General features: G+C 73.3%; 18 protein-coding genes. 12 read left to right on the forward strand and 6 right to left on the reverse strand.

Annotation, left to right across the window (positions count from 1 at the left end; translation table 11 throughout):
• Window positions 1-267 precede the first annotated feature (267 nt).
• The 3 genes from ACFVYI_RS06615 (at window position 268) to ACFVYI_RS06625 (ending at window position 3,645) form a co-directional block, all read left to right on the forward strand.
• Complete coding sequence (locus ACFVYI_RS06615) at window positions 268-1,713, forward strand: hypothetical protein (protein ID WP_387882043.1); 1,446 nt, start codon at window positions 268-270, stop codon at window positions 1,711-1,713.
• 53 nt (window positions 1,714-1,766) lie between these two features.
• Window positions 1,767-2,288, forward strand: a complete 522-nt coding sequence (locus ACFVYI_RS06620; RefSeq protein ID WP_387882044.1) for a GtrA family protein — start codon at window positions 1,767-1,769, stop codon at window positions 2,286-2,288.
• 142 nt (window positions 2,289-2,430) lie between these two features.
• The gene (locus ACFVYI_RS06625) at window positions 2,431-3,645 is read left to right on the forward strand and encodes an ROK family protein (protein ID WP_387882183.1); all 1,215 of its coding nucleotides are present in this window, start codon (window positions 2,431-2,433) and stop codon (window positions 3,643-3,645) included.
• Between the two features lie 62 nt (window positions 3,646-3,707).
• Here the strand turns inward: ACFVYI_RS06625 and ACFVYI_RS06630 are convergent, their stop codons facing one another.
• Window positions 3,708-4,754, reverse strand: coding sequence for an ABC transporter permease (locus ACFVYI_RS06630; protein ID WP_387882045.1), 1,047 nt, complete (start codon window positions 4,752-4,754; stop codon window positions 3,708-3,710).
• Window positions 4,755-4,866: 112 nt separating this feature from the next.
• Between ACFVYI_RS06630 and ACFVYI_RS06635 the strand changes: the two genes are divergently transcribed.
• Both ACFVYI_RS06635 and ACFVYI_RS06640 read left to right on the forward strand, forming a co-directional pair.
• On the forward strand, window positions 4,867-5,325 hold the full coding sequence (locus ACFVYI_RS06635; protein ID WP_387882046.1) for a MarR family winged helix-turn-helix transcriptional regulator: 459 nt from the start codon (window positions 4,867-4,869) through the stop codon (window positions 5,323-5,325).
• Window positions 5,326-5,658: 333 nt separating this feature from the next.
• Window positions 5,659-7,209 (forward strand): MDR family MFS transporter, encoded by a 1,551-nt coding sequence (locus tag ACFVYI_RS06640; RefSeq protein WP_387882047.1) that lies wholly within the window; start codon window positions 5,659-5,661, stop codon window positions 7,207-7,209.
• Window positions 7,210-7,290: 81 nt separating this feature from the next.
• On the opposite strand, the gene ACFVYI_RS06645 is transcribed toward ACFVYI_RS06640, so the two are convergent.
• Together ACFVYI_RS06645 and ACFVYI_RS06650 are read right to left on the reverse strand one after the other, a co-directional pair.
• Window positions 7,291-7,545 carry a hypothetical protein gene (locus ACFVYI_RS06645; protein ID WP_387882048.1) on the reverse strand — a complete coding sequence of 85 codons (255 nt, stop codon included), beginning with the start codon at window positions 7,543-7,545 and terminating at the stop codon, window positions 7,291-7,293.
• Window positions 7,546-7,571: 26 nt separating this feature from the next.
• Window positions 7,572-8,753 carry an anion permease gene (locus tag ACFVYI_RS06650; protein WP_387882049.1) on the reverse strand — a complete coding sequence of 394 codons (1,182 nt, stop codon included), beginning with the start codon at window positions 8,751-8,753 and terminating at the stop codon, window positions 7,572-7,574.
• A 384-nt stretch (window positions 8,754-9,137) separates the two neighbouring features.
• Here ACFVYI_RS06650 and ACFVYI_RS06655 point away from each other — a divergent pair, with 384 nt between their 5' ends.
• A complete protein-coding gene (locus tag ACFVYI_RS06655; protein ID WP_387882050.1) occupies window positions 9,138-10,712 on the forward strand; it encodes an NlpC/P60 family protein in 1,575 nt (524 codons plus the stop codon).
• A gap of 96 nt (window positions 10,713-10,808) precedes the next feature.
• On the opposite strand, the gene ACFVYI_RS06660 is transcribed toward ACFVYI_RS06655, so the two are convergent.
• Window positions 10,809-13,094: an FdhF/YdeP family oxidoreductase gene (locus tag ACFVYI_RS06660; RefSeq protein ID WP_387882051.1), complete on the reverse strand. Its 2,286-nt coding sequence runs from the start codon at window positions 13,092-13,094 to the stop codon at window positions 10,809-10,811.
• A 166-nt stretch (window positions 13,095-13,260) separates the two neighbouring features.
• On the opposite strand from ACFVYI_RS06660, the gene ACFVYI_RS06665 reads away from it, so the two are divergent.
• Window positions 13,261-15,123: a protein kinase gene (locus ACFVYI_RS06665; protein WP_387882052.1), complete on the forward strand. Its 1,863-nt coding sequence runs from the start codon at window positions 13,261-13,263 to the stop codon at window positions 15,121-15,123.
• Window positions 15,124-15,152: 29 nt separating this feature from the next.
• Here the strand turns inward: ACFVYI_RS06665 and ACFVYI_RS06670 are convergent, their stop codons facing one another.
• Window positions 15,153-17,063, reverse strand: a complete 1,911-nt coding sequence (locus ACFVYI_RS06670) for an FAD/NAD(P)-binding protein (protein WP_387882053.1) — start codon at window positions 17,061-17,063, stop codon at window positions 15,153-15,155.
• The gene (locus tag ACFVYI_RS06675; protein ID WP_387882054.1) at window positions 17,060-18,124 is read right to left on the reverse strand and encodes an amino acid ABC transporter permease; all 1,065 of its coding nucleotides are present in this window, start codon (window positions 18,122-18,124) and stop codon (window positions 17,060-17,062) included. Before ACFVYI_RS06675 ends, ACFVYI_RS06670 begins: the two co-directional genes overlap by 4 nt.
• A gap of 668 nt (window positions 18,125-18,792) precedes the next feature.
• On the opposite strand from ACFVYI_RS06675, the gene ACFVYI_RS06680 reads away from it, so the two are divergent.
• From ACFVYI_RS06680 to ACFVYI_RS06700, 5 genes are read left to right on the forward strand one after another with little or no spacing between them, the layout of a single operon-like run.
• Window positions 18,793-19,956 carry an LLM class flavin-dependent oxidoreductase gene (locus tag ACFVYI_RS06680; protein ID WP_387882055.1) on the forward strand — a complete coding sequence of 388 codons (1,164 nt, stop codon included), beginning with the start codon at window positions 18,793-18,795 and terminating at the stop codon, window positions 19,954-19,956.
• Window positions 19,953-20,555, forward strand: a complete 603-nt coding sequence (locus ACFVYI_RS06685) for a GNAT family N-acetyltransferase (protein WP_387882056.1) — start codon at window positions 19,953-19,955, stop codon at window positions 20,553-20,555. The genes ACFVYI_RS06680 and ACFVYI_RS06685 overlap by 4 nt, the downstream gene beginning before the upstream one ends.
• Window positions 20,552-21,502 (forward strand): ABC transporter substrate-binding protein, encoded by a 951-nt coding sequence (locus ACFVYI_RS06690; protein ID WP_387882057.1) that lies wholly within the window; start codon window positions 20,552-20,554, stop codon window positions 21,500-21,502. The genes ACFVYI_RS06685 and ACFVYI_RS06690 overlap by 4 nt, the downstream gene beginning before the upstream one ends.
• Window positions 21,503-21,542: 40 nt before the next feature.
• A complete protein-coding gene (locus tag ACFVYI_RS06695) occupies window positions 21,543-22,553 on the forward strand; it encodes an amino acid ABC transporter permease (RefSeq protein ID WP_387882058.1) in 1,011 nt (336 codons plus the stop codon).
• Between the two features lie 20 nt (window positions 22,554-22,573).
• Window positions 22,574-23,326, forward strand: a complete 753-nt coding sequence (locus ACFVYI_RS06700) for an amino acid ABC transporter ATP-binding protein (protein ID WP_387882184.1) — start codon at window positions 22,574-22,576, stop codon at window positions 23,324-23,326.
• Window positions 23,327-23,357 lie beyond the last annotated feature (31 nt).

The raw sequence follows: 23,357 nt of genomic DNA on the forward strand, positions 1-23,357 counted from the left end.
GCGTCACGCTCCGCCGGGCCGCTGCCCGTCTGCTGAGACGGTGCTTGTGAGACGGACCGTCAGTGCGCCAGGCTGGCCGGGTGATCCGCCACGCGTACCTGAGCCGTCGACTCGACGTCGACCTGGCGTACGCCTGCTCCGCGATCTGTCGCCGCGCCCTCTGACCAGTGCGGTGATCCGCCCGGCGCCCCCGCCGGGACCCCAGGCCGGGTGGAACGCACCGCCGTGCGCGGCCCTCCGTTTCCACTCACCCGATGGGACACCTCCATGCGCTTCGCGCTGCCCACGCGCGCCGCCGTACTCGCGGCCGCCGCTCTCCTGCTGGCCGCCGCCGCGGGCCCGGCCCACGCCGAGGCCGGCTACGGCCCGCTGCCGCCGCACAACCCCTACGCGGGCCCCGACGGCACCGCCACCATGCACGGCGACACCGGCTCCTCGGACGCCACCCCGCTGCCCGGGCCCCGGCCCGGACCGCTCGCCTCGGACCGGGTGGCGCTGCAGTCCGCCTGCCCGACCGTCCTGGTCGGCTCCGACGGCTACCCCGTCGCGCTCTGCACCGCGATCTTCGGCCTCACCCCGACCGTCCACCTGCTCGACCCGGCCGACGGCGGCTCGCTCGCCGAACTGCCGCTGGCCAAGGGCTCGCTGCTCGGCGGCGTCTACGCGTACCTGGACCAGCAGGACCGGCTGGTCGCCGTCGACGGTGAGCGCAGGCTGCTGCGGATCGGCCACCACCGCACCGCCTCCGGGGCCTGGACGCTGACCGTGGACAGCACGCTCACGCTGGCCGGTGCGGTGCCCGACGGCGACGCCGTCACCGGGCTCTCGCCCGACTGGCAGGGCCGGGTCTGGTTCGCCACCGGCGGCGGCGTGGTCGGCACCGCGGACGACCGCACCGGCGCCGTCCACGCGCTGGCCCTGCCGGCCGGCGAGCGGATCGCCAACTCGATCTCCACCGCCCCGGCCGGCACCGCCGTCGCCACCACCCACGCCACCTACCTGCTCACCGCCGACCCCGACGGCGCCCCGCGGATCGCCTGGCGCCGGGCGTACGACCGGGGGCCGGGCCGCAAGCCCGGACAGCTCAGCTGGGGCACCGGTTCGACGCCGACCTTCTTCGGGCCGAGCACCGGCACGGACTACGTCACCGTCGTCGACAACGCCGCGCCGACCGTGAACCTGCTGGTCTACCGGGCCGGCGACGGCTCGCCGGTCTGCTCGGTGCCGGTGCTCCGGGCCGGTGGCAGCGGCAGCGAGAACTCCCCGGTGGCGGTCGGCAACACCGTCCTGGTCGCCTCCACCTACGGCTACCCGTACCCGAAGCTGCCCGAGGACGCCGGGCCCGCCGTGCCCTCGTCGGGCGCGTTCCGCGGCGGCCTCAGCCGGGTGGACGTCCGGGCCGACGGCTCGGGCTGCGACCTCGCCTGGGACAACCGGGTGCGGTCCGCCGCCGTCCCGCGGCTCTCCACCGCCGACGGGCTGATCCACACCGTGCTGCGCGCCCCCGTCATCCCCGGGACGGACGCGACCTCGGCGCTGGACCCCTACTACTACGCGGAGATCGACCCGCGCACCGGCGCCGTGGTGCGCACCCGGTACACCGGGGCCGGCTTCCTCTTCGACACCCTGCAGATGGTCGGCTCGATCGCCCCGGGCGGCGTGGTCTACCAGGGCACCACCACCGGGGTGCTGCGGATCACCGCCGCCGGGTAGCGCCCGGGCCGTCGGAGGGGGCGTCGGCGGGCCTCGTGCGGGAGACTGCGAAGATGCCGTCCCCCACTCAGCGCGCCCTGGCCAAGGTGCCGGCCGGGTTGCGTCCGTTCCTGGTCAAGCACCGCAGGCTGGTGAAGGTCCTGCTGGTCGGGAGCACCTGCTTCGTGCTGACGACGGTGATCAACTTCTCGCTGAAGTTCACCGTGCTGGAGCACAAGCCGGTGGTGGCGCTCACCATCGCGACCGTGGTGGCCACCGCGGTCTCGTACGTGCTCAACCGCCGGTGGGCCTTCCGGGCCCGCGGCCACCGGCGTGAGGTGCTGCTGTTCCTCCTGGTCAGCGTGGTGGCGATCGGCGTCAACGACCTCCCGCTGGTCGTCTCGCGCTACGTCCTGGACCTGCGCGAGCCCCAGGTGACGGCCTTCACCCAGGAGGTGGCCGACTTCCTGAGCGGGATGGTGGTCGGCACCTTCGTCGCGATGCTGTTCCGCTTCTGGGCGATGCAGCGCTGGGTGTTCATCCGCTTCGCCGAGCCCGCCGTCACCCGGGTGGAGCAGCCGCAGCGGATCCCGTAGCGGCCGGGTCGGACGCCGGCCGGCCGGCCGCTCCCGCCCACCGGGAACGGCCGGCCGAACGCGGTTACGCTGCAAACGCCTGTCCGGAACTGCGGGACCCGCCCACCGACGAGGCGGGCGGAAGCTGAGCGGGGTGAGCGCGATGCGCGAGACGGACGGCCTCCGGGCCGGACCGGCCAGCCAGCAGGGCATGCGCCGGGCCAATCTGGCGCTGGTGCTCGGCGTGATCGCGAGCGCCCCGCGCTCGCGCGCCGAGGTGGCCGCCGAGAGCGGGCTGACCAGGGCGGCGGTGTCCTCGCTCGCCGAGGAGCTGATCGCGGCCGAGCTGGTGGTCGAGGAGGGCCCGGCCGCGCCCAGCGGCAAGGTCGGTCGGCCCGGCACCGCCCTCGGCCTCAACCCCGAGGGGCCGGCCGGTCTGGGCGCCGAGATCGGTGTGGAGCACCTCGGTGCCTGCGTGGTCGACCTGCGCGGCGAGGTCCGTTCCTGGCGCCGCCAGGAGATCCGCAACCGGGACCGGCGGCCGGCCGCCGTGATGGCCGACCTGGCCGAGCTGCTGCGCCGGGCCGTCGCCGACGCGGGGCTGCGCCCGGCCGGGCTGATGCTGGCCGTGCCCGGCCTGGTCGGGGACGACGGCGGGGTGCTCCGGCACGCCGCCAACCTCGGCTGGCGGGACGTGTCGCTGGCCGCCGAACTGCGGCTCGCGCTGCGTGCGGCCGGCGCCGAGGGCCTGGCCGAGCTGCCGGTGAGCGCCGACAACGAGGCCAACCTGGGCGGGCTCGCCGAACTCTGGCTGGGCGGCGCCCCGGAGCACTTCCTGCACGTCTCGGCCGAGGCCGGCGTCGGCGCGGCGATCGTGGTCGGCGGCCGGCTGATGCGCGGGGCGCACGGCTACGCGGGCGAGCTGGGGCACGTGCCGGTCCACCCGGCCGGACCGCGCTGCGCCTGCGGGGCGCACGGCTGCCTGGAGCAGTACGCGGGGGAGACGGCGGTCATGCGGGTCGCGGGCCTGGAGGGGATCCGGGGCGACTGGGTGGCGCTGCTCGCCGAGCGGGCCGAGGCCGGGGACGAGGACGTGCGCCGGGCGCTGGGCGGGGCCGGTTCGGCGCTGGGGATCGCCTCGGCCGGGGCGGTCAACCTCCTCGACCCGGCCGAGGTGGTGCTGGGCGGCGGCTACGCCCGGCTGGCGCCCTGGCTGCTACCGGGGATGCGGGCCGAGCTGGCGGCCCGGGTGACCGTCCGCCCCTGGTCGGACGAGCGGCTGACGGTCTCCCGGCTGGGCCGGCGCGGTCCGCTGCTGGGGGCGGCGGTCGGCGTGGTCCGGGCGGTCGTCGCCGACCCGGGCCGGCTCGACGCGTAGCGGACCCCGGGTCCGCACCCGACCCGGGGTCCGCCCTCAAGCTCCCGCCTGCGGGGCGGGCCCTACGACGGGTGCACCAGCTCGCGGCCGCCGCGCGGGCGGCGCAGGACGGCGGCGAAGGTGACCGCGACGCCGACCAGCGCCCAGACCAGCAGCACCAGCAGCGGCATGGCGAGGTTCGTCGCGCCGAAGTAGGCGATCGAGCGCGCGGCGTCCGTGCCGGCTCCGTTCGGGATCCAGGCGCCGATGGCCCGCCAGAACGGGGGCATCATCGGCGGCGGGAAGACCCCGCCCGCGCTGGGGTTGCCCAGCACCACGAAGATCAGCACCGCGACGCCGATGCCGATGATGTCGAACAGGCACTGCAGCGCCATGGTGAACGCGCCGACCGTGAACACCACGAGGGCGCCCATGGCGGACAGGCCCCAGGACGATCCGGGCAGCGCGTTCAGCGCCGGGCCGACGATCACCGCGCCGCCGATGCCGGCGGCGATCGAGTACAGCGCCAGGGTGGCGAGCCGGATCAGCGCCCGGTAGGCGTTGGCGGGTTTCGAGCCGGCGCTGACGCCGAGGATCGAGGCGACCAGGTAGCCGCCGACGCACCAGCCGATCACCAGGTAGAAGGAGGAGAGGCCGTTGGTGTCGCCCTTGGCCAGCGGAATGGTGTCCACGGTCCGGACGGTCCGCCCCTGGCTGTGGTCGATCGCGGTGACGATGCTCTCGGCGGCCCGGGCGGCGGCCGGGCCGCGGGCGTTGGCGACCAGCAGGGTGTCCTCGGTGCCGGCCGGGTCCACCACCAGCGCGGCGTAGATCTTCTGGTCCTTGATCTGCGCGGCGGCGGTCTGCGCGTCGGGCGCGGTGACGGCCCTCACCGCGTCGTCGGGCACCGCCTCCAGCGCCTCGACCAGCTTGGGGGAGACCTGTGGCGGGGCGACCACCGCGATCGAGAGCTCGTGCGGGGTGGGGCTGTGGAGGGCCCCGACGTACGAGGTGATGAAGCCGAGCTGGAGGAGGAGGACGGCGATCACCAGCAGCGCCGCGCGCGGGGTGACCGCCCCCTTCAGTTCGGCGACGAGTCCGGGCCTCGGTCCCTGCCCTGGGGCGGTCATCCACATCTCCTTGCGTATCGGGGAAAACGGGATAATTCATACCATCAACTAGTTGGGTTTCCCGATTCCCCGCGCCGCATGCGGGCGCGGTGTGCTGCGGGATACTTGCGCGGTGAGTGCGGCGAATGACGAGGAGCCCCTGCTGGCGGTGGAGCGCGAGGTCGCGCTGATGTTCCGCCGGGGCCGGGCGAGGGTGGCGGAGCTCTCCCGCCGGGTCCACCCCAGCCTGGAGGGGACGGCGTACAGCATGCTCGGCTACATCGAGCAGGCCGGGCGGGTGCGGGTGACCGACGTCGGCGTGCACTTCGCGGTCGGCAAGGCCACGGTGAGCCGGCAGGTCCGGACGCTGGAGGAGCTGGGCCTGGTGGCCCGGGAGGTGGATCCGCAGGACCGCCGGTCGGCGCTGGTCTCGCTCACCGAGGACGGCCGGCGGCGTTACCTGGGGGCGCGGGACGCCCGGATCGAGCGGGTGCGCGAGCTGATGGCCAACTGGTCCCAGGAGGACGTGATCCGCTTCGCCGGGCTGTTGCACCGCTTCAACGACGTGGTCGGGGAGGCCGTCGGGACCTGAGGGCGCCCGGAGCCCGGCCCCGGGCCGGAGCCCCGCCCCGCACCGAACCCGCCCCGAGCCGAAGGGGCGCGCCGGTGCCGAAAGGGAGGAGCGAGGACGCCCCGAGATGGGGGTCCCCCCGGCCGAAGGCTGGGGGAGAGGGGCGTTGGAGCGACGACCGTCGGTGCCGGGTCAAGCGCCCCGGAGGCGAGTGGGCGAGTAACGGCGGGGCTTTACTTGGGCTTGAAGAAAGTTGCCTTAAGCAACCATCGATCCTATGGTTGCCTAAGGCAACGATTTCTGCTTCCCGTCTGCCGCCCCCCGCCTCCGCCCCGCCCCCGCCGAAGGACCCAGATGACCGTCACCACCCCAGCCGCGACCGGAGCCGCCACCGCCGACGACCGACCCATGACGCACCGGCAGGTGATGGAAGCGCTGTCCGGCCTGCTGCTCGGCCTCTTCGTGGCCGTGCTCTCGTCGACGGTCGTCTCCAACGCCCTGCCGCGCATCCTCACCGACCTGCACGGCGGCCAGTCCGCCTACACCTGGGTCATCACCGCCACCCTGCTCACCCTCACCGCCTCCACCCCGATCTGGGGCAAGCTGTCCGACCTCGCCAGCAAGAAGCTGCTGCTGCAGATCGCCCTGGTGATCTACATCGCCTCCTCCGCGCTGGCCGGCCTCGCCCAGAACACCGGTGAGCTGATCGCCTGCCGCGCCCTGCAGGGCATCGGCGCCGGCGGTGTCACCGCGCTGGCCCAGATCTGCCTGGCGGCGATGGTCCCGCCGCGCGAGCGCGGCCGGTACAGCGGCTACTTCGGCGCGGTCTTCGCCCTCGCCACCATCGGCGGACCGCTGATCGGCGGCGTCATCGTGGACACCTCCTGGCTGGGCTGGCGCTGGTGCTTCTACGTCGGGATCCCGTTCGCGCTGGCCGCGATCGCGGTGCTCCAGCGCACCCTGAAGCTGCCGGTGGTCAAGCGCAAGGTGAAGATCGACTACCTGGGCGCCCTGGTCATCACCGGAGCCGTCAGCCTGCTGATGATCTGGATCACGCTGGCCGGCAAGAACTACGCCTGGCTCTCCTGGCAGACCGCGGCCATGGTCGGCGGAGGCCTGGTGCTGGGCGCGCTCGCCGTGGTGATCGAGAAGCGCGCCGCCGAGCCGATCATCCCGCCGAGCCTCTTCCGTCACCGCACCGTCACCCTGGCGGCGCTCGCCAGCGTGCTGGTCGGCATCGGGATGTACGGCGCGACCACCTTCCTCAGCCAGTACTTCCAGCTGGCCAAGGAGAAGTCCCCGACCATCGCCGGTCTGATGACGCTGCCGATGATCCTCGGCCTGGCCGTCGCCTCCACCGTGGCGGGCAAGCTGATCACCAAGTACGGCCGGTGGAAGGCCTACCTGGTCGCGGGCACGCTGATGCTGGCCATCGGCTTCGGGCTGCTCGGCACCGCCCGGGTCGACACCGACTACGGGCTGCTCTCCGTCTACATGGCGATCACCGGCATCGGCCTCGGCCTGACCATGCAGAACCTCGTGCTCGCGGTGCAGAACACCGTGCCCCGCCACGAACTCGGCGCGGCCAGCTCGGTGGTCACCTTCTTCCGCACCATGGGCGGCGCGATGGGCGTCTCCGCGCTCGGGGCCCTGATGACCAACCGGGTCGGCCACTACCTGACCGAGAACCTGGCGGCCGCGCACATCCCGGCCGCCGGCGCCGCGGCCGGCGGCGGGATCCCGGACCTGCACACGCTGCCGGCCCCGCTCGTGCCACTGGTGACGGACGCCTTCGGGCACGGGGTGGGCGTGGTGTTCCTGGTCGCGGCGCCGTTCGCGCTGCTGGCCTTCGTCACGGTGCTGTTCATCCGCGAGACGGTGCTGCGCACCGGTCAGCAGGACTGACCGGTCGCGGCGGCGCTGGTACGGCGAAGGGCCGGGGAGTGGATGCCACTCCCCGGCCCTTCGCCGTACCCGTTCCGGGTGCTAGTGCCCGGCGATCAGGCTCAGGCCGTAGAGGACGGCGGCGCCGCAGACGGCGAAGCAGGCGTAGGCGCCGGCCAGGGCCAGCTTGCCGCCGGCGGCCGGGGCGTCGGGGCCCGCCGCCGAGCGCTGCGCGGTCAGCGCGGCCTCACGGCGGGAGAGGGCCAGGATGCCGAGCGCGAAGACGGTGACCACCGCGACGGTGATGCCGAAGCTGAAGCCGGCGGTCTGGGCCAGGGCGTTCCACTTGATGTGCATGCTGTGTGCTCCTCAGCCGTCGGCGCTCAGGCCGCGACCGTGGTCGAGGCGGGGGTGGGGGTGGTGGAGGCGCTGGTCGGCGCGATCTCGACCGGGGTGACGTCGCTGACCTCGTTGACGTTGTCCGCGTCGACCGGCTGGCGGCGCGAGATCAGCCACATCGCGCCCGATCCGGAGACCAGGACGGCGCCGACCACGACCACGCCCCAGGTGCCCTGCTCGACGAGGAGGGCCGCCAGGCCGGCCACCGTGGCGGCGGCGGGCAGGGTCAGGCCCCAGGTGTAGACCATGCGGCGCACCAGGCTCCAGCGCAGCTCGCCCTTCGGGCCGCCGAGGCCCGCGCCCATGATGCCGCCGGAGCAGACCTGGGTGGTGGAGAGGCCGAAGCCCATGTGCGAGGAGGTCAGGATGACGGTCGCGGCGGCGGACTCGGAGGCGAAGCCCTGCGGCGCCTGGATGTCCGCCAGGCCCTTGCCCATCGAGCGGATGATCCGCCAGCCGCCCATGTAGGTGCCGAGCGCGATCGCCGCACCGGCCGAGACGATCACCCAGGTGGGGGGCAGCGCGCCCTTCGGCAGGGCGCCGACCGACACCAGGGTCAGGGTGATGATGCCCATCGTCTTCTGGGCGTCGTTGGTGCCGTGGGCCAGCGAGATCAGCGAGGAGGAGAACACCTGGCCGGTCTTGAAGCCCTTGGTGACGGTGTTGCCGTCGCTCTTGCGGGTGATCGCGTACGCCAGCTTGGTGGCGCCCCAGGAGGCCAGGCCCGCGACCAGCGGGGAGGCGATCGCCGGGATGAGGATCTTGGTGAGCACGGTGTCGAAGTTGACGCCGTTGAGACCGACACCGACCACGGTGGCGCCGATCAGGCCGCCGTAGAGCGCGTGCGAGGAACTGGACGGAAGGCCTCTCAGCCAGGTGAGCAGGTTCCAGAGGATCGCGCCGACCAGTGCGGCGAAGATGATCTCCGGATGGATACCGGCCTTCTCGTTGACGATGCCACCGGAGATGGTGGTGGCGACCTTCACGGAGAGGAACGCCCCCGCGAAGTTCAGGACGGCCGCGATGGTGACCGCGACCTTGGGCCGAAGGGCTCCGGTGGCGATGGAGGTGGCCATCGCGTTGGCGGTGTCGTGGAACCCGTTGGTGAAGTCGAAGGCGAGCGCCGTGATGATCACAACGGCCACCAGGAACGAGATGTGTTCCATACCCAAACAATCGTCGTAGTTGTCGCACTGATGTTGGTGTCGCTCGCGACGGTAGGGAGGCTCGGTGAACGGAAGGTGAACTGAGCCGGGCTTCATGGTTCCGGACGTGTCCGAGGGGTTGCCATGGCCTTGCCAGAAGGTGTCTTCGGGGCCTCTGAACTGGGCATTGGCGCAGAACGTCCTGGTTCGCTCCGGTTTGCTGAGACCTGTCTCACAACTGACCGAAGAATTCACCGACCCGTACGGGTGCGGTCTGTTTCTGGCGAGTAACCCATGACAGGATCGGCGAGGATCCGGGCAACCCGGGGGTCGGACAGGGGCGGGGAGGACGAATCCATGGGTGGGGCTGCACAGCGCGCGGAGTCTGCGGGAACACGACCGTGGGTGCGGGCCGCCCTGCGCTGCGGAGCCGTCCTCGCGGCCGCCGCGCTGGCGCTGCCGCTGGCCACCCAGGCCGCCTACGCGGCGCCCGACCCGGGCACCCCGGGCATCACCGCCCCGGTCGCCCCCGGCACCGACCCGCTCGCGGAGGCCAAGGCCACCCTCGGACCGCTGCTCGACCGGCTGCACGAGCTGTACAAGGGGGCCGAGGCCGCGACCGAGCAGTTCAACACCGCCGTCGCCAAGGTCGTCGAGCAGCAGGCCGCGCTCGCCGACCTCAAGGACCGGCTGGACCGCCAGCAGAAGCAGGTGGACGCCGGCACCGACGTGGCCGCCCAGCTCGCCGCGGCCCAGTACCGCAACGGCGCCGCCTCCGCCTACGCCGAACTGCTGCTCTCCAAGGACCCGTACGAGGCCGTCACCATCGCCGAACTGCTCGCGGCCGCCAGCCGTTCGCAGTCCGAGTTCCTGGACCGGCTCAAGCTCGACCGCGAAGCGCTCACCGGTCTGCAGAAGCAGAGCGAGGAGGCGCTGAAGAGCTCTCAGGAGCTGGTCGCCCAGCAGGACGCCGCCAAGGCCAAGGTCGCCACCGACTTGGCCGCCGTCGAGCAGCTGGTCTCCTCGCTCACCGGGGCCCAGCGCACCGAGCTGGAGCAGCTGGAGAAGGCCAAGGCCGACGAGGCCCAGCTGGCCTTCCTCGCCTCCGGCGCGCTCGGCAAGGGCGAGCGCACCCCGTCGCTGGCCGGCCGCGCCGCCGTCGCGTACGCGCTGGCGCAGCTCAACAAGCCGTACCTGTGGGGCGGCGCCGGGCCGGACATGTTCGACTGCTCCGGCCTCACCTCGCAGGCCTGGCTGCACGCCGGCAAGCCGATCCCGCGCACCAGCCAGGAGCAGTGGGCCCAGCTCCAGCACGTCGCGCTGAACCAGCTGCGCCCCGGTGACCTGGTCATCTACTTCGAGGGCGCCACCCATGTCGCGCTCTACATCGGCGGCGGGCTGGTCGTCCAGGCGCCCCGGCCGGGTGCGGTGATCAAGGTGTCGCCGATCGGCTCGATGCCGATCCTCGGTGCCGTCCGGCCCGACCCGGAGACCGCCTCGGACGAGGCGGGCGGCGCGTGGAAGGTGCCGGACCTCCCGGCGGGCTGGGACACCGTCACCCCGATCGCCCCGAGCCCGGCCAACCAGGTGCCGACCGACCCGAACGCGACGACCCCCGCGCCCGGCACGCCGACCGCGCCCGGCACACCCACCCCGGGGACGCCGACGCCCGGCACCCCGGAGCCCGGCACAGGCACGCCCACCGACCCGGGGACGTCGACCGGCACGCCCACGGGCACGCCCACCGGGACCCCCACGGGCACGCCGACCGGCACTCCGACGGGGACGCCGACGGGCACTCCCACCGGCACTCCGACGGGCACTCCCACGGGGACGCCGACCGGTACCCCGACGGGGACGCCGACGGGCACTCCCACCGGCACGCCCGCCGGGTCGCCCAGCAGCACCGGCAGCGGTTCGGCGGCCGCCTCGGCGCCCGGCTCCACCTCGGCCACCCCGCTGCCGACCGGCCAGAACTAGCAAGGCCCGTCCGCGTTCCACCGGCGGAACCAGGACGGACACGCGGACGCCCCCCGGGGCCCGGTGCTCACCGGGCCCCGGGGGGCGTCCGCGCGCTCAGCTCGCGCCGCTGTCCGGCTCGAAGCGGATCAGCACCGCCTTGGAGGTCGGGGTGTTGCTGATGTCGGCGGTGGAGTCCAGCGGCACCAGCACGTTGGTCTCCGGGTAGTACGCCGCGGCGCCGCCGCGGGCCACCGGGTAGTGCACCACCCTGAAGTGCGGGGCGCGCCGCTCCACGCCGTCCTTCCACTCGCCGACCAGGTCGACGTACCCGCCCTCGGTCAGGCCCAGTTCGTCGGCGTCGGCGGGGTTGACCAGCACGACCCGGCGGCCGCCGGTGATGCCGCGGTAGCGGTCGTCCAGGCCGTACACGGTGGTGTTGTACTGGTCGTGCGAGCGGAGCGTCTGCAGCAGCAGCCGGCCGGGCGGGACCTCGGGCGCGGTGAGCGGGTTGACCGTGAAGTTGGCCAGGCCGGTCGCGGTCGGGAAGGTCCGGGAGTCGCGCGGGCCGTGCGGCAGGGTGAAGCCGCCGGGCCGGCGGACCTTGTCGTTGAAGTTCTCGAAGCCCGGCACCACCCGGGCGATCCGGTCCCGCAGGGTGTCGTAGTCGGTGGCGAAGTCCTCCCACGGGACGCTGTCCTGCGGGCCGAGCGCGGCACGGGCCAGCCGGCAGACGATCGCGACCTCGGAGAGCAGGCCCGGCGCGGGCGGGCGCAGGCCGCCGCGCGAGGAGTGCACCTGGCCCATCGAGTCCTCGACGCTGACGAACTGGGCGCCCTTGGCGGTGACGTCCCGGTCGGTGCGGCCGAGGGTGGGCAGGATCAGCGCCCGGGCGCCGGTCACCACGTGCGAGCGGTTGAGCTTGGTGGAGACGTGCACGGTCAGCCGGCAGCGGCGCATCGCCGCCTCGGTGACCTCGGTGTCCGGGGTGGCGGCGACGAAGTTGCCGCCCATCGCGAAGAACACCTTCACCCGGCCGTCGCGCATCGCGCGGATGGTGTCCACCGAGTCGTGGCCGTGGGCGCGCGGCGGCTCGAAGCCGAACTCCCCGCCCAGCGCGTCCAGGAAGGCCGTGGACGGCCGCTCGAAGATGCCCATCGTCCGGTCGCCCTGGACGTTGCTGTGCCCGCGCACCGGGCAGACCCCGGCACCCGGGCGGCCGACGTTGCCGCGCAGCAGCAGGAAGTTGACCACCTCGCGGATGGTCGGCACGGAGTGCTTGTGCTGGGTGAGGCCCATCGCCCAGCAGACGATGATCTTCCGGGAGGAGAGCACCATGCGGCCCAGCTCCTCGATCTGCTCCCAGGGCAGGCCGGTGGCGGCCAGCACCTCCTCGCGGCGGGTCTGCCGGGCCTCGGCGGCGAACTCCTCGAAGCCGTGGCAGTGCTCCGCGACGAAGGCCTCGTCGACGCCGCCGTCCGCCTCCAGGACCAGCTGGTTGAGCGCCCGGAACAGGGCGAGGTCGCCGCCGAGCCGGATCTGCAGGAAGAGGTCGGTCAGCTTGGTGCCGTGGCCGGCCAGGCCGCGGGCGTTCTGCGGGTTCTTGAACCGTTCGAGACCGGCCTCGGGCAGCGGGTTGACGCTCACCACGGTGGCGCCCGCGCGCTTGGCCCGCTCCAGCGCCGAGAGCATCCGGGGGTGGTTGGTGCCCGGGTTCTGGCCGGCCACGATGATCAGGTCGGCCTGGTAGAGGTCCTTGAGGCTGACGCTGCCCTTGCCGATGCCGAGCGTCTCGGTGAGCGCCGAGCCGGACGACTCGTGGCACATGTTGGAGCAGTCGGGCAGGTTGTTGGTACCCAGCCGGCGGGCGAACAGCTGGTAGGCGAAGGCGGCTTCGTTGCTGGTCCGGCCGGAGGTGTAGAAGGCCGCGCCGTCCGGGGTGTCCAGGGCGCGCAGCTCCTCGGCGATCAGCGCGAAGGCGTCGTCCCAGGCGATCGGCGTGTAGTGGGTGGCGCCCTCGTCCAGCAGCATCGGCTGGGTGAGGCGGCCCTGCTGGCCGAGCCAGTAACCGGAGCGTTCGGCCAGCTCGGCCACCGGGTGGGCGGCGAAGAACTCGGCGCGGATCCGGCGCTCGGTGGCCTCCTCGGCGACGGCCTTGGCGCCGTTCTCGCAGAACTCGGCGGTGTGCGTCTTCTCCGGCTCGGGCCAGGCGCAGCCGGGGCAGTCGAACCCGTCCGGCTGGTTGACCTTGCGCAGGGTGGCCAGGGTGCGCCGGGCGCCCATCTGCTCGGTGGCCATCCGGAGGCTGTGGCCGACCGCCGGCAGCCCGGCCGCGGCGTGCTGGGGCGCGGACACCACGGGGGCGTCCTGCGCCGGATCGCTCTGCGGGGCCCGCTTGGCCATGACTGCGCTCCTCGGCTGTGCTCGTCCGGCCGCCGCGCCGTCGCGGGGCCTCGCCGTCCATCCTTCCACCCGTTCGAGTCGTCCGGGCCATCCCGGTGCCGGACCCGATCGGGCCCGGCCCGGCGTCGATAGAGTGTGACCGCTTCGAGAGGCGGGGGTGGGGCGGGTGAAGGTCGGAGATCTCCTCGACGGCCGGTACGAGCTGGTGGAGCGGCTCGGCCAGGGCGGCTTCGGCGTGGTGTGGCGGGCCTTCGACACCCGGATGCGGCGCCAGGTGGCCGTCAAGGTCATCGGGTACCACGGCGCCGACCAGCAGAAGGCGGCGCTGCGGTTCGTCCGGGAGGCGTGCGCCGCCGGGAACCTCTCGCATCCGCACATCGTCACCGTGCACGACCTCGGCGAGAGCGAACTCGGGGGTCGGCAGGTGACCTTCCTGGTGATGGAGCTGCTCGGCGGGCGCACCCTCACCGACGTGCTCCGGGCCGGCCTGCCCGATCCGGCGCAGAGCCTGAGCTGGGGGCGGCAGATCTGCGACGCGCTGGCCGCCGCCCACGACGCGGGGATGGTGCACCGCGACATCAAACCCGACAACATCATGGTCACCGAGGCCGGCACGGTGAAGGTGCTGGACTTCGGCATCGCCCAACTGGACACCGGGGCCGGCGGGTTGACCACCACCGGGACGGTGATCGGCAGCCCGGCGTACATGGCGCCCGAGCGCTGGACCGGCGGGCGGGTCGACGGCCGGGCGGACCTCTACGCCTTCGGCTGCGTGCTGGTCGAACTCTGCACCGGGGCAAGGCCGTTCAGTGGCGACTCGACCCCGGTGCTGATGTACCAGCACCTCAACGAGCCGCCGCCGGCGCTGGACCCGGCGCAGTTCGGGCTGCCCCCGGAGGTGGCCGCGCTGGTCACCGAACTGCTGGCCAAGGACCCGGCGGACCGCCCGGCCGACGCGCGGACGGTGGAGCGGCGGCTCGCGGCCCTGGCGCGGCGGTGGGCGCCGGACGGGCCGGCCGCGCCGCCCCGGCCGACCCCGACGGTGCTGGATCGCCCGACGCCGCCGGCCCCGGTACCGCCGGCCCGGCCCCCCGCTCCGCCCCTGGCCCAACCCCTCGCCCCGCCCGCTGCCCCGCCCGCGGCTCCGGCGCTCCCGCCGCGGCCCGGCGCCGGGCCGGTCGCCGAGGCCGTCCTCCCGCCGCTCACCACGCCGCCGGTCACCGCCCCGCCCGGCCCGGCCGACGCCGTCCGCGCGGCATTGAGCGAGCGCCGGGACGCCGCGTGCCGGGCGGCCACGGCCGGGGAGTCCGCCGTCCGGCTGCAGGAGCTGGCCCGCGACTGCGTCGTCGCCCTAGGCGCCACCGACCGCGACACCCTGTGCACCTGGCGGGACTTCACCTGGTACCTCAGCCGGTCCGGCGACCTCGACGGTGCGATCCGGCTGCTCACCACCGTGGTGGAGGACATGCGGCTCGCCCTCGGCGCCACCGACCCGGACACGCTGGGCGCCCGCTACCACCTGACCTGGTGCATCGGTGAGAGCGGCGAGACGGTCACGGCGATCCGCCAGCTCTCCCAGCTGCTGCCCGACATGCACGCCGCCTGGGGCGGTCACGACGCCCGCGTCCTGAAGGCCCGGCACGACCTGGCGGTGTACGCCGCCAACCGGGGCGACCTCGACGGGGCCGTCCTCCAGTTGCGCACCCTCCTGCCGGACCTCGCCCGGGCGCTGGGCGAGCAGCACCCGACCACCGTGCAGGCCTGGCAGGACCTGTCGGCCTACCAGCAGCGGCTGGCCCGCCCGGCGCGCCGGGTCCGCGTCGCCCGGCGGGCGAAGATCAGCCCGGTCGAGGCCGTGGTGCTGGTCCGGCGCCTCCTGGCCTGGGACTTCGCCTCGGACCAGGAGGCCAACGCCTGCCTGACCGCGCTGGAGCGCGGGACGGGCATCAAGTCGATCGGGGACTGGATCCTCGCCGCTCCGGACCACGTCAGCGCCGAGGACCTGGTCGAGGAGCTGTTCGGGCCCTGAGCCGGCCGCCCGGGGCCCGGGCGGCCGGCTCAGGCCGCCAGCGCCGCCGGGACGCCCGCCAGGGCGCGGAGGATGGCCCGGGCGGCGGCGTCGTTCTGGCGGAAGCCCGGCGAGTCGGTGCGCGGCCGGGCGAAGGCGGCCGCCGCGCGGAGACTGGTGTGCGGGCCGAGGGCGGTGCGCCGCGGGTGCGGGCCGCCGCTCAGGGCCGGGTCCAGGACCCGGCTGTCCCCGGGCCGGATGGTGAGCAGCCCGGAGCGGTGGGTGTGCTCCTCGTCGCTGACCACCTCCTCCACGATCCGCCCGGCGCGGTGCAGTTCGCGCAGCACCGGGTCGTGGGTGCGGGCCAGCGCGTGCTTGGGCAGGTACGCCTCGACCAGGGCGGTGGCGCTGACGCCGTGCCCGGGAACGGTGGTGCCGGACGCCCGCCAGGTGCCGGTGGCCTCGTCCCGTTCGACCTGGATGCCCGCGCCCAGGAAGCGGACCACGCCCGCCTCGGAGAGCGCGAGCAGCTGGCGCAGCCGGAAGCCGGGCGGGCCGGAGGCGAGGTAGCTGAAGTAGCCGAAGAACCACTCGTCGACCTCCTCGCCGACCGAGCGGGCGGTGAGCCGGTCGGAGGCGAGGATGCGGGGCAGCTGGCCGAAGAGCGAGAGCAGGGCCAGGAAGGCGCCGAGGTCGGCGCTGTGGGCCGGGTCGGCGCGGCGGTCGGCGTTCTCGGTGATGTAGCCGCGCAGATGGCGCTGGAGCTCCTCGTCGGAGCCGAGTTCGAGGCCGGCCAGCGGGAAGTCGAGCCGTTCGAAGTCCAGCCGGTCGGCCGGGTCGGGGACGGCCCGGGCGATCAGCCGGGCGAGCTCGGGCGAGTACCAGTCGTGCGTGTCGTAGCCGGCCAGGAACCGGGCCCAGGGCAGCGCGGTGCGCTCCGGGTGGGCGTGGAACAGCTCGTGGTAGTGCCCGAAGCCGATGTCCTTCGCCATCAACGGCCAGAAGTCGCGGCGCAGTTCGAGCGGCCCGGGCCGGTCGAGCACGGCGTCCACGGCGGCCGCGTCGAAGTAGCGGGGGAGCGGGGCGGGCGGCCCCTGGAGCCGGTAGCCGGTCTTGGAGTGGTAGGGCACGCCGCGCCGGGAGCCGACGTGGATCACCGGCTCGCGGCCGGAGGGCCGGTAGGCCAGGCCGTCGGGCGTCTCCTCGAAGCGGCCGCCGCGGCCCTCGGTGAGCAGCGAGACCAGGTCGACGAAGGCGAGCCCGAAGCCGCGCAGGACGAGCTGCTCACCGGCGGCTATGCCGGTGAGGTCGGCGTCGGCGGAGAAGGCCGGCGGCAGGTGGAACCGGCCGTGCCGGGCGGCGAACTCGGCGTCCGCGGCGTACCGGGGGTGCGGGGCGGAGTCGAGGTGGCCGAGGGTGAGGGTGACGTGGTCGGCGGTGAGGACCCGGTCGCCGAGGTGGACGAGCTGCGGGCCGTCCTCCGGGCCCTCGATCCGGCGGACGGTGTCCCGGTGCACGGTGACGGTGATGTGCGGCGGCAGGTCGGCGACGGCGCGGCGGAACACCCAGTCCAGGTAGGCGCTCTGGGCCCGCCGGGTGGGGAAGTCGGTCGGTGCCAGGGTGTGCAGCTCGGCCCGGACCGCCGGGTCGTCGACCTCCCGGTAGGGCTCGAACTCCTCGATCCGGGCGGCCCATTCGGCCAGCGAGGGGCCGGGGCGGACCGGTCCGTCGAGGGTGGACCGCTCGTCGGTGAACATCGTGACGTCCTCGGCCATCGAGTTCATCCGGAGCAGTGGGGACTGGTCGTAGCGCCAGATCCGGCCGGCGCCGGGCGGGTACGGGTCGACCAGGTGGACCTCCAACGGCTGCTCCGCCGGGAGGAGTTCGGCCGCGTTGGCGGCGATCCGCTCCAGCAGCCCGGTGCCGCGCGGACCGGCTCCGACGATCACCAGGGTGGTCAACGCTGCTCCCCGGGTGCGGTCTTGGCGTCGGTCCCGGTCCCGGCAGCGGTCCCGCCGGCGGTCCCGGCGTCCGCGGCGGCGCGCAGCCGGCGCCAGGCCGCGCGGGCCTTCTGCAGCGGGGTGGGCGGCAGGCCGTCGCGGGTGGCGCCCTTGGCGTAGTGCCGCTCCACGTAGTACTGGCCGATGGACAGCACCGTGGTGATCACGATGTACCAGATGGTGGCGACCATCAGCATCGGGATGACCTGGTAGGACTGCAGGTAGACCAGTTGCACCGAGTAGAGCAGGTCGGAGACGGCCAGCACGCTGATGATGCTGGTGCCCTTGAGCGCGCTGATCAGCATGTTGCCCGCCGTGGGGACGATCGAGCGCATCGCCTGCGGAACGATGATCCGGCGCAGCACCCGCCACCGGCTCAGCCCGAGCGCCGAGGCGGCCTCCAGCTGGCCGCGGTCGACGGAGAGGATTCCGCCGCGCACCACCTCGGCGGCGTACGCGGCCTCCAGCAGGGTCAGGCCGATCACGGCGGTCAGGGTGGGGCCGAACAGGTTGACGGTCTTGACGGTGATGAACTCCGGGCCGAACGGGATGCCGAGGCCGAGCGTCGGGTAGAGCGCGCCGATGTTGAAGAAGAGCAGCAGCTGCACCAGGGCCGGGGTGGAGCGGAAGATCCAGATGTAGATCCAACTGAGCGTGCGCAGCACCGGGTTGGAGGAGAGCCGCATGGTGGCGAGCAGGGTGCCCAGCACGAAGCCGAGCCCGAGCGTGACGGCGGTCAGCCAGAGGGTGAGGGTGAGGCCGTTCAGGACGGAGGTGGCGGTGAACCAGTCGGCGACCACGTCCCACTGGAAGGCCTTGTTGCGGATCGCCGAGCTGACGGCCATCGCGAACAGCAGCAGGGCGACGGCGGCGGAGATCCACTGGCCGGGGCGGCGGCGGGCGACGAGCCGGGCCGAGGGGTCGACGACGGCGCCGGCGGGCGGTCCTGGGTCGGTGTCGGGGTTCGTGCCGGCGTTCTTGGTGAGGGCGGGCGCGGGAAGGACGTCCTGCGGGGTGGCCATGAGGAGGACTCCAGGCGGAAGCTGCGGGCAGGCAGGCGGGAGGTACGGGGGTGGTCACGTACGGCCGTCGGGCCGGCCCGCGTCCCTCAACGCGGCCGGCTCTGCACTGCACTCCGCATTGATCGTACGCATGCGCGAACGAGGGCTGTCAAGGGTGTCGCCGCCGGGGCACACGACGACAAGTGATCGCAACAGAGCGGTAATGAACCGTGGTTGACGCCGCGCATCCTTCACTGCTCAACTTGAGCTCATGTACGCCGAGCAGCTCCTGGTCACCCGCGACCACATCGACTTCGGTCGGGTGTGGTCCGCGGCGTGTCGCGGCTGACCCGGCAGCGGGCCGTCCAGCCGGCCCTGTCCTCCTAGGAGCCTCCTCCCTCGGAGACCCCTCCTGCGGAGACCTCTCCCTCGGTGCCCCGTCGCGGGCCGGGTAGGCCGTCCAGCCCCGTAAGGACGGCCGTTTCAGGCGCACGCTGCCGCCTCCAGCCTTCTGCACCCCACTGCACTCCGGCAGTTCTCCGTCGCCTTCTCCTTCTTCCGTCGCCACCGTCACGTGCCCGCGCTCCCCGCTCCGTGCTCACCGCTCGAAGCCTGGCTCTGCCACGGCCTGTTCCGGCTTGCCCACCCGCAGCCGCCGGATTCCGTACGACCCGAAAGGTTCAGTCACCATGCCCGTCGAATTCCTCGGCATCGCCGCCACCGGCGATGGTTCGGAGACCACCCCCCGCTCCACGGCGGCCTTCGACCGCGACTACACCCTGCGGCTGGCCCGGGCCCACGAGGACAACGGCTGGGACCGCGTGCTGTTCGCCTACGGCGCCGGCGCCCCCGATCCGGCGGCGGCCGCGGCGTTCCTCGCGGCCCGGCTCGACCGGCTCCAGATCCTGCTGGCGCACCGGCCGAACGTCTCCTACCCGACCTACGCGGCCAAGACCTTCGCCACCCTGGACCGGATCAGCGACGGGCGGCTCACCGTCCACTTCATCACCGGCGGCAACGACCACGAGCAGCAGCGCGAGGGCGACTTCCTGACCAAGGACCAGCGCTACGCCCGCACCCGCGAGTACATCGGGATCGTCAAGAAGGCGTGGACCAGCCAGGAGCCCTTCGACCACGAGGGCGAGTACTACCGCTTCAACGACTTCGTCTCGGACGTCTTCCCCGTCCAGGCCCCGCGCCCGGGCGTCTCCTTCGGCGGCTCCTCGGAGGCCGCCTACGCGGCCGGCGGCGCCGAGGCGGACATCTACTGCCTCTGGGGCGAACCGCTGGCCCGCACCGCCGAGCAGATCGAGCGGGTGAAGGAGGCCGCGCGCGCCGCCGGACGGGCGGACGTGCCGCGCATCCAGGTCGCCTTCCGGCCGATCATCGCGCCGACCGAGGAGCTGGCCTGGGAGAAGGCGTACCGGACGGTGGACACCATCCGGGCCCGCAAGGAGTCCGGCGAGCTGGTCCGCCGCGGCGGGGCCCGCTCGCAGGCCTGGACCCCGGAGAACACCGGCTCCCAGCGGCTGCTGGAGATCGCCGAGGCCGGCGAGCGCTACGACCGCGCGCTCTGGACCCCGACCGCGGCCGTCACCGGCGGGGCCGGCAACTCCAACGCCCTGGTCGGCACGCCGGAGACGGTCGCCCAGGCACTGCTCGACTACTACGACCTCGGCGTGGACATCCTCTCCGCGCGCGGTTACGCGCTGCTCGACGACGCGATCGACTTCGGCCGCTACGTCATTCCGATCGTGCGCGAGGAGGTCGCCAAGCGGGACGCCGCGAAGGCCGCGGAGCGGGAGGCCCGGGCCGAGCGCGACCGCCGTCAGCTGATAGCGGTCCAGGCGTGAGCGACGCCGGCCGGGTGATCGAGGTCCGCCGGGTCACGATCGACGACCCGCTGGTCCAGCCACTGCTGCGGGAGCTGACCGAGGAGTACGTCACCCGCTACGGGCCGGAGGCCCGGGAGGAGATGAGCCGGTACCCGAAGGACGCCTTCGCGGAGCCGGCCGGCGTACTGCTCCTCCTCCTGGAGGACGGTGAGCCGGTGGCCGGTGGTGCGTACAAGCGGTACGACGAACGTACTGCCGAGGTGAAGCGGATGTGGACGCATTCCGCTCACCGCCGCCGGGGACTGGCCAGCCGGGTGCTGGTGGAGCTGGAGCGGGCCGCGCGGGCGGCCGGCTACACCCGGATGTACCTCACCACCGGCCCGCGCCAGCCCGAGGCCAAGGGGCTCTACCTGGCCACCGGCTACACCCCGCTGTTCGACGTCGACGCCGATCCGCTGACCATCGGTCCGCTGGCCTTCGAGAAGCCCCTGCCGGCCCGCGGCGGTCGGCCCCGGGTCCACGTCGGGCCGGGCGACCGACCCCACCACGTACGCCGACCCGACCACCTACGCCGACCCGACCACGCACCGACCCCGAAAGGCGCCAAACTCCCGTGAGAACCACCACCGTCCGCCGCCGCCTGCTCGCGACCGCCGCCCTGCTGCCGGTCCTGGCCCTGGCCGCGTGCGGCTCGGACCCGAAGACCACCGCCAAGTCCGGCGCCGGAAAGGCGGCGGTCGACGCCGCCGCGCAGGACCTCATCTCCGGCATCCAGAAGTCGGACGCCGCGGCCGCGCTGCTGCCCGAGGACGTCCGCAAGGCCGGCACGGTCAAGTTCGGTTCGACGATCGCCACGCCGCCCGCCGCGTTCTACGCCGACCAGGCCACCAAGAAGGCGGCCGGGGTGGACATCGACTTCACCGACGCGGTGGCCAAGGTGCTCGGCCTGACCGTGGAGCGCGAGGAGGCGGCCTTCGAGACCATCCTGCCCGCGCTCGGCAGCGGCAAGTACGACGTCGGCACCGGCAACTTCGGGGTCACCGCCACCCGGCTGAAGACCATCGACTTCGTCACCTACATCGACGACGGCCAGGGCTTCGCGGTCAAGAAGGACAACACCTCCCTCCAGCCGGTCACCGACCTCGTCCAGCTCTGCGGGCTGGTCATCGGCACCGGGGCCGGCACCACCTTCGAGACCACGCTGAACAGCAAGAAGAACGTCTGCACCGACGCCGGCAAGAAGCCCTACGAGGTCAAGGCGTTCAGCGACAACGGCGCCGTCCTGACCGGCCTCCAGCAGGGCCGGATCGACGTCGTGATGTCGACCATCAACGGCCTGCGCTACCAGGCGTCCCAGGAGGCGTCCGGGACGAAGTTCCTCGGCGAGTTCCACCGGTTGGACGTCGGCTTCGCGTTCAAGAAGGGCTCCACGCTCACCCCGGCGTTCCAGGCGGCGGTCAACCAGCTGATCAAGGACGGGACGTACGACAAGATCGTCAAGAAGTGGGGAGTAGTCGATTCGGCGATCAAGGAGTCCCAGATCAGCCCGCCCGAGCACGCGTGACCCCCTGTCCGGGCCCCGGGCCTGTTGGAGGAATCCCACCATGACCATCACCACCGAGGCCGGTCCGCCGGCCAGAACGACCACCAAGACGCCGGCCGCCCCCGCCGGGCGCGTTGACCTCGGCGAGCTCGCCGGCCTGCGGACCGTCCGGGCCCGCCACCCCCTGCGCTGGGCCGCCGGCCTGGCCGCCCTCGTCGTCCTCGTCCAGTTCGCCCACGGGCTGGCCACCAACCCGGGCTGGGACTGGGACACCTTCCGGATCTACTTCTCCGCCGACACCATCCTGCGCGCGGTCGGCCGCACCATCGAACTCACCCTCTACGGCACCCTGCTGGGCTTCCTGCTGGGCGCCGTGGTGGCCGCGATGCGGCTGTCGCGCAGCGCGATCCTGCAGTCCATCGCCTGGGCCTACGTCTGGGCGTTCCGCTCGATCCCGCTGATCGTGCAGCTGGTGTTCTGGTTCAACCTCTCCTACCTCTACAAGCGGTTCGGCATCGGCGTCCCGTTCGGCCCGACCTTCGCCGAGTTCGAGACGATCGGGGTGCTGGGCGCCCTCGGCGCCGCCGTGCTGGGCCTGGGCCTGCACCAGGCCGCGTTCGCCGCGGAGATCATCCGCGGCGGCATCATCTCGGTCGACTCCGGGCAGCGCGAGGCCGCCGCCGCCCTGGGCGTGCCGCGCTGGCGCCAGGCCTGGCGGATCGTGCTGCCGCAGGCCATGCGCGGCATCCTGCCGGCCGCCGCCAACGAGGTGATCTCGCTCTTCAAGGGCACCTCGGTGGTCTACGTGATGGCCATCGGCGAGCTCTTCTACCAGGTGCAGGTCGTCTACGGCCGCACCGGCCGGGTGGTGCCGCTGCTGATGGTGGCCACCGTCTGGTACGTGCTGCTGACCACGGTGCTGTCGATCGGCCAGTACTACGTCGAGCGCTACTTCGCCCGGGGCGCCGAGCGCACCCCGCCGCCCACCCCGCTCCAGCGGGCCCGGGCCTTCGTCCAGGGCCTGCGGGCCGACCGCACCCCCGTCGAGACCGCTTCCGGAGGACGCTCGTGACCACCCCCGTCGTGGAACCCATGGTGCAGGTCAGGGGCCTGCACAAGAGCTTCGGCCAGCTCGCCGTCCTGCGCGGCGTCGACCTGGACGTGCCGGCCGGCTCGGTGACGGTGGTGCTCGGCCCCTCCGGCTCCGGCAAGTCGACGCTGCTGCGCTCGATCAACCACCTGGAGAAGCTCGACCGCGGCTTCGTCGCGATCGACGGCGAGCTGATCGGCTACCGGCGCTCCGGCGACCGGCTGCACGAGCTCAGGGAGCGCGACGTCCTGCGCCAGCGCACCAACATCGGCTTCGTCTTCCAGAACTTCAACCTGTTCCCGCACCTCACGGTGGTGGAGAACATCATCGAGGCACCGGTCAGCGCGCTGCGCCGGCCCAAGGCCGCGGCCCGGGCGGCGGCCCTGCAGCTGCTGGAGCGGGTCGGCCTGGCCGACAAGGCGGACGTCTACCCGCGCCAGCTCTCGGGCGGCCAGCAGCAGCGGGTGGCGATCGCCCGGGCGCTGGCGCTGGAGCCGAAGGTGCTGCTCTTCGACGAGCCCACCTCGGCGCTGGACCCGGAGCTGGTCGGCGAGGTGCTGGACGTCATCAAGGACCTCGCCCGGGCCGGCACCACGATGATCGTGGTGACCCACGAGATCGGGTTCGCCCGCGAGGTCGCCGACACCGTGGTCTTCATGGACGACGGCGTGGTGGTCGAGCAGGGCCCGCCGAAGGCCGTCCTGGACGATCCGCAGCACGAGCGCACCCGCGCCTTCCTGGCCAAGGTCCTCTGACCCTCCCGCTCCCAACCCTCTTCCACCGATC

The organism is Kitasatospora sp. NPDC058218 (assembly GCF_042882445.1).
Lineage (GTDB): Bacteria > Actinomycetota > Actinomycetes > Streptomycetales > Streptomycetaceae > Kitasatospora.

Bases quoted from the DNA above. Each gene is read 5' to 3' on its own strand.
- ACFVYI_RS06630 (WP_387882045.1), bottom strand. From the start codon at position 4,754: ATGACCGCCCCAGGGCAGGGACCGAGGCCCGGACTCGTCGCCGAACTG.
- ACFVYI_RS06680 (WP_387882055.1), top strand. From the start codon at position 18,793: ATGCCCGTCGAATTCCTCGGCATCGCCGCCACCGGCGATGGTTCGGAG.
- ACFVYI_RS06615 (WP_387882043.1), top strand. From the start codon at position 268: ATGCGCTTCGCGCTGCCCACGCGCGCCGCCGTACTCGCGGCCGCCGCT.
- ACFVYI_RS06700 (WP_387882184.1), top strand. From the start codon at position 22,574: ATGGTGCAGGTCAGGGGCCTGCACAAGAGCTTCGGCCAGCTCGCCGTC.
- ACFVYI_RS06620 (WP_387882044.1), top strand. From the start codon at position 1,767: ATGCCGTCCCCCACTCAGCGCGCCCTGGCCAAGGTGCCGGCCGGGTTG.
- ACFVYI_RS06695 (WP_387882058.1), top strand. From the start codon at position 21,543: ATGACCATCACCACCGAGGCCGGTCCGCCGGCCAGAACGACCACCAAG.
- ACFVYI_RS06640 (WP_387882047.1), top strand. From the start codon at position 5,659: ATGACCGTCACCACCCCAGCCGCGACCGGAGCCGCCACCGCCGACGAC.
- ACFVYI_RS06660 (WP_387882051.1), bottom strand. From the start codon at position 13,094: ATGGCCAAGCGGGCCCCGCAGAGCGATCCGGCGCAGGACGCCCCCGTG.
- ACFVYI_RS06625 (WP_387882183.1), top strand. From the start codon at position 2,431: ATGCGCGAGACGGACGGCCTCCGGGCCGGACCGGCCAGCCAGCAGGGC.
- ACFVYI_RS06650 (WP_387882049.1), bottom strand. From the start codon at position 8,753: ATGGAACACATCTCGTTCCTGGTGGCCGTTGTGATCATCACGGCGCTC.
- ACFVYI_RS06645 (WP_387882048.1), bottom strand. From the start codon at position 7,545: ATGCACATCAAGTGGAACGCCCTGGCCCAGACCGCCGGCTTCAGCTTC.
- ACFVYI_RS06675 (WP_387882054.1), bottom strand. From the start codon at position 18,124: ATGGCCACCCCGCAGGACGTCCTTCCCGCGCCCGCCCTCACCAAGAAC.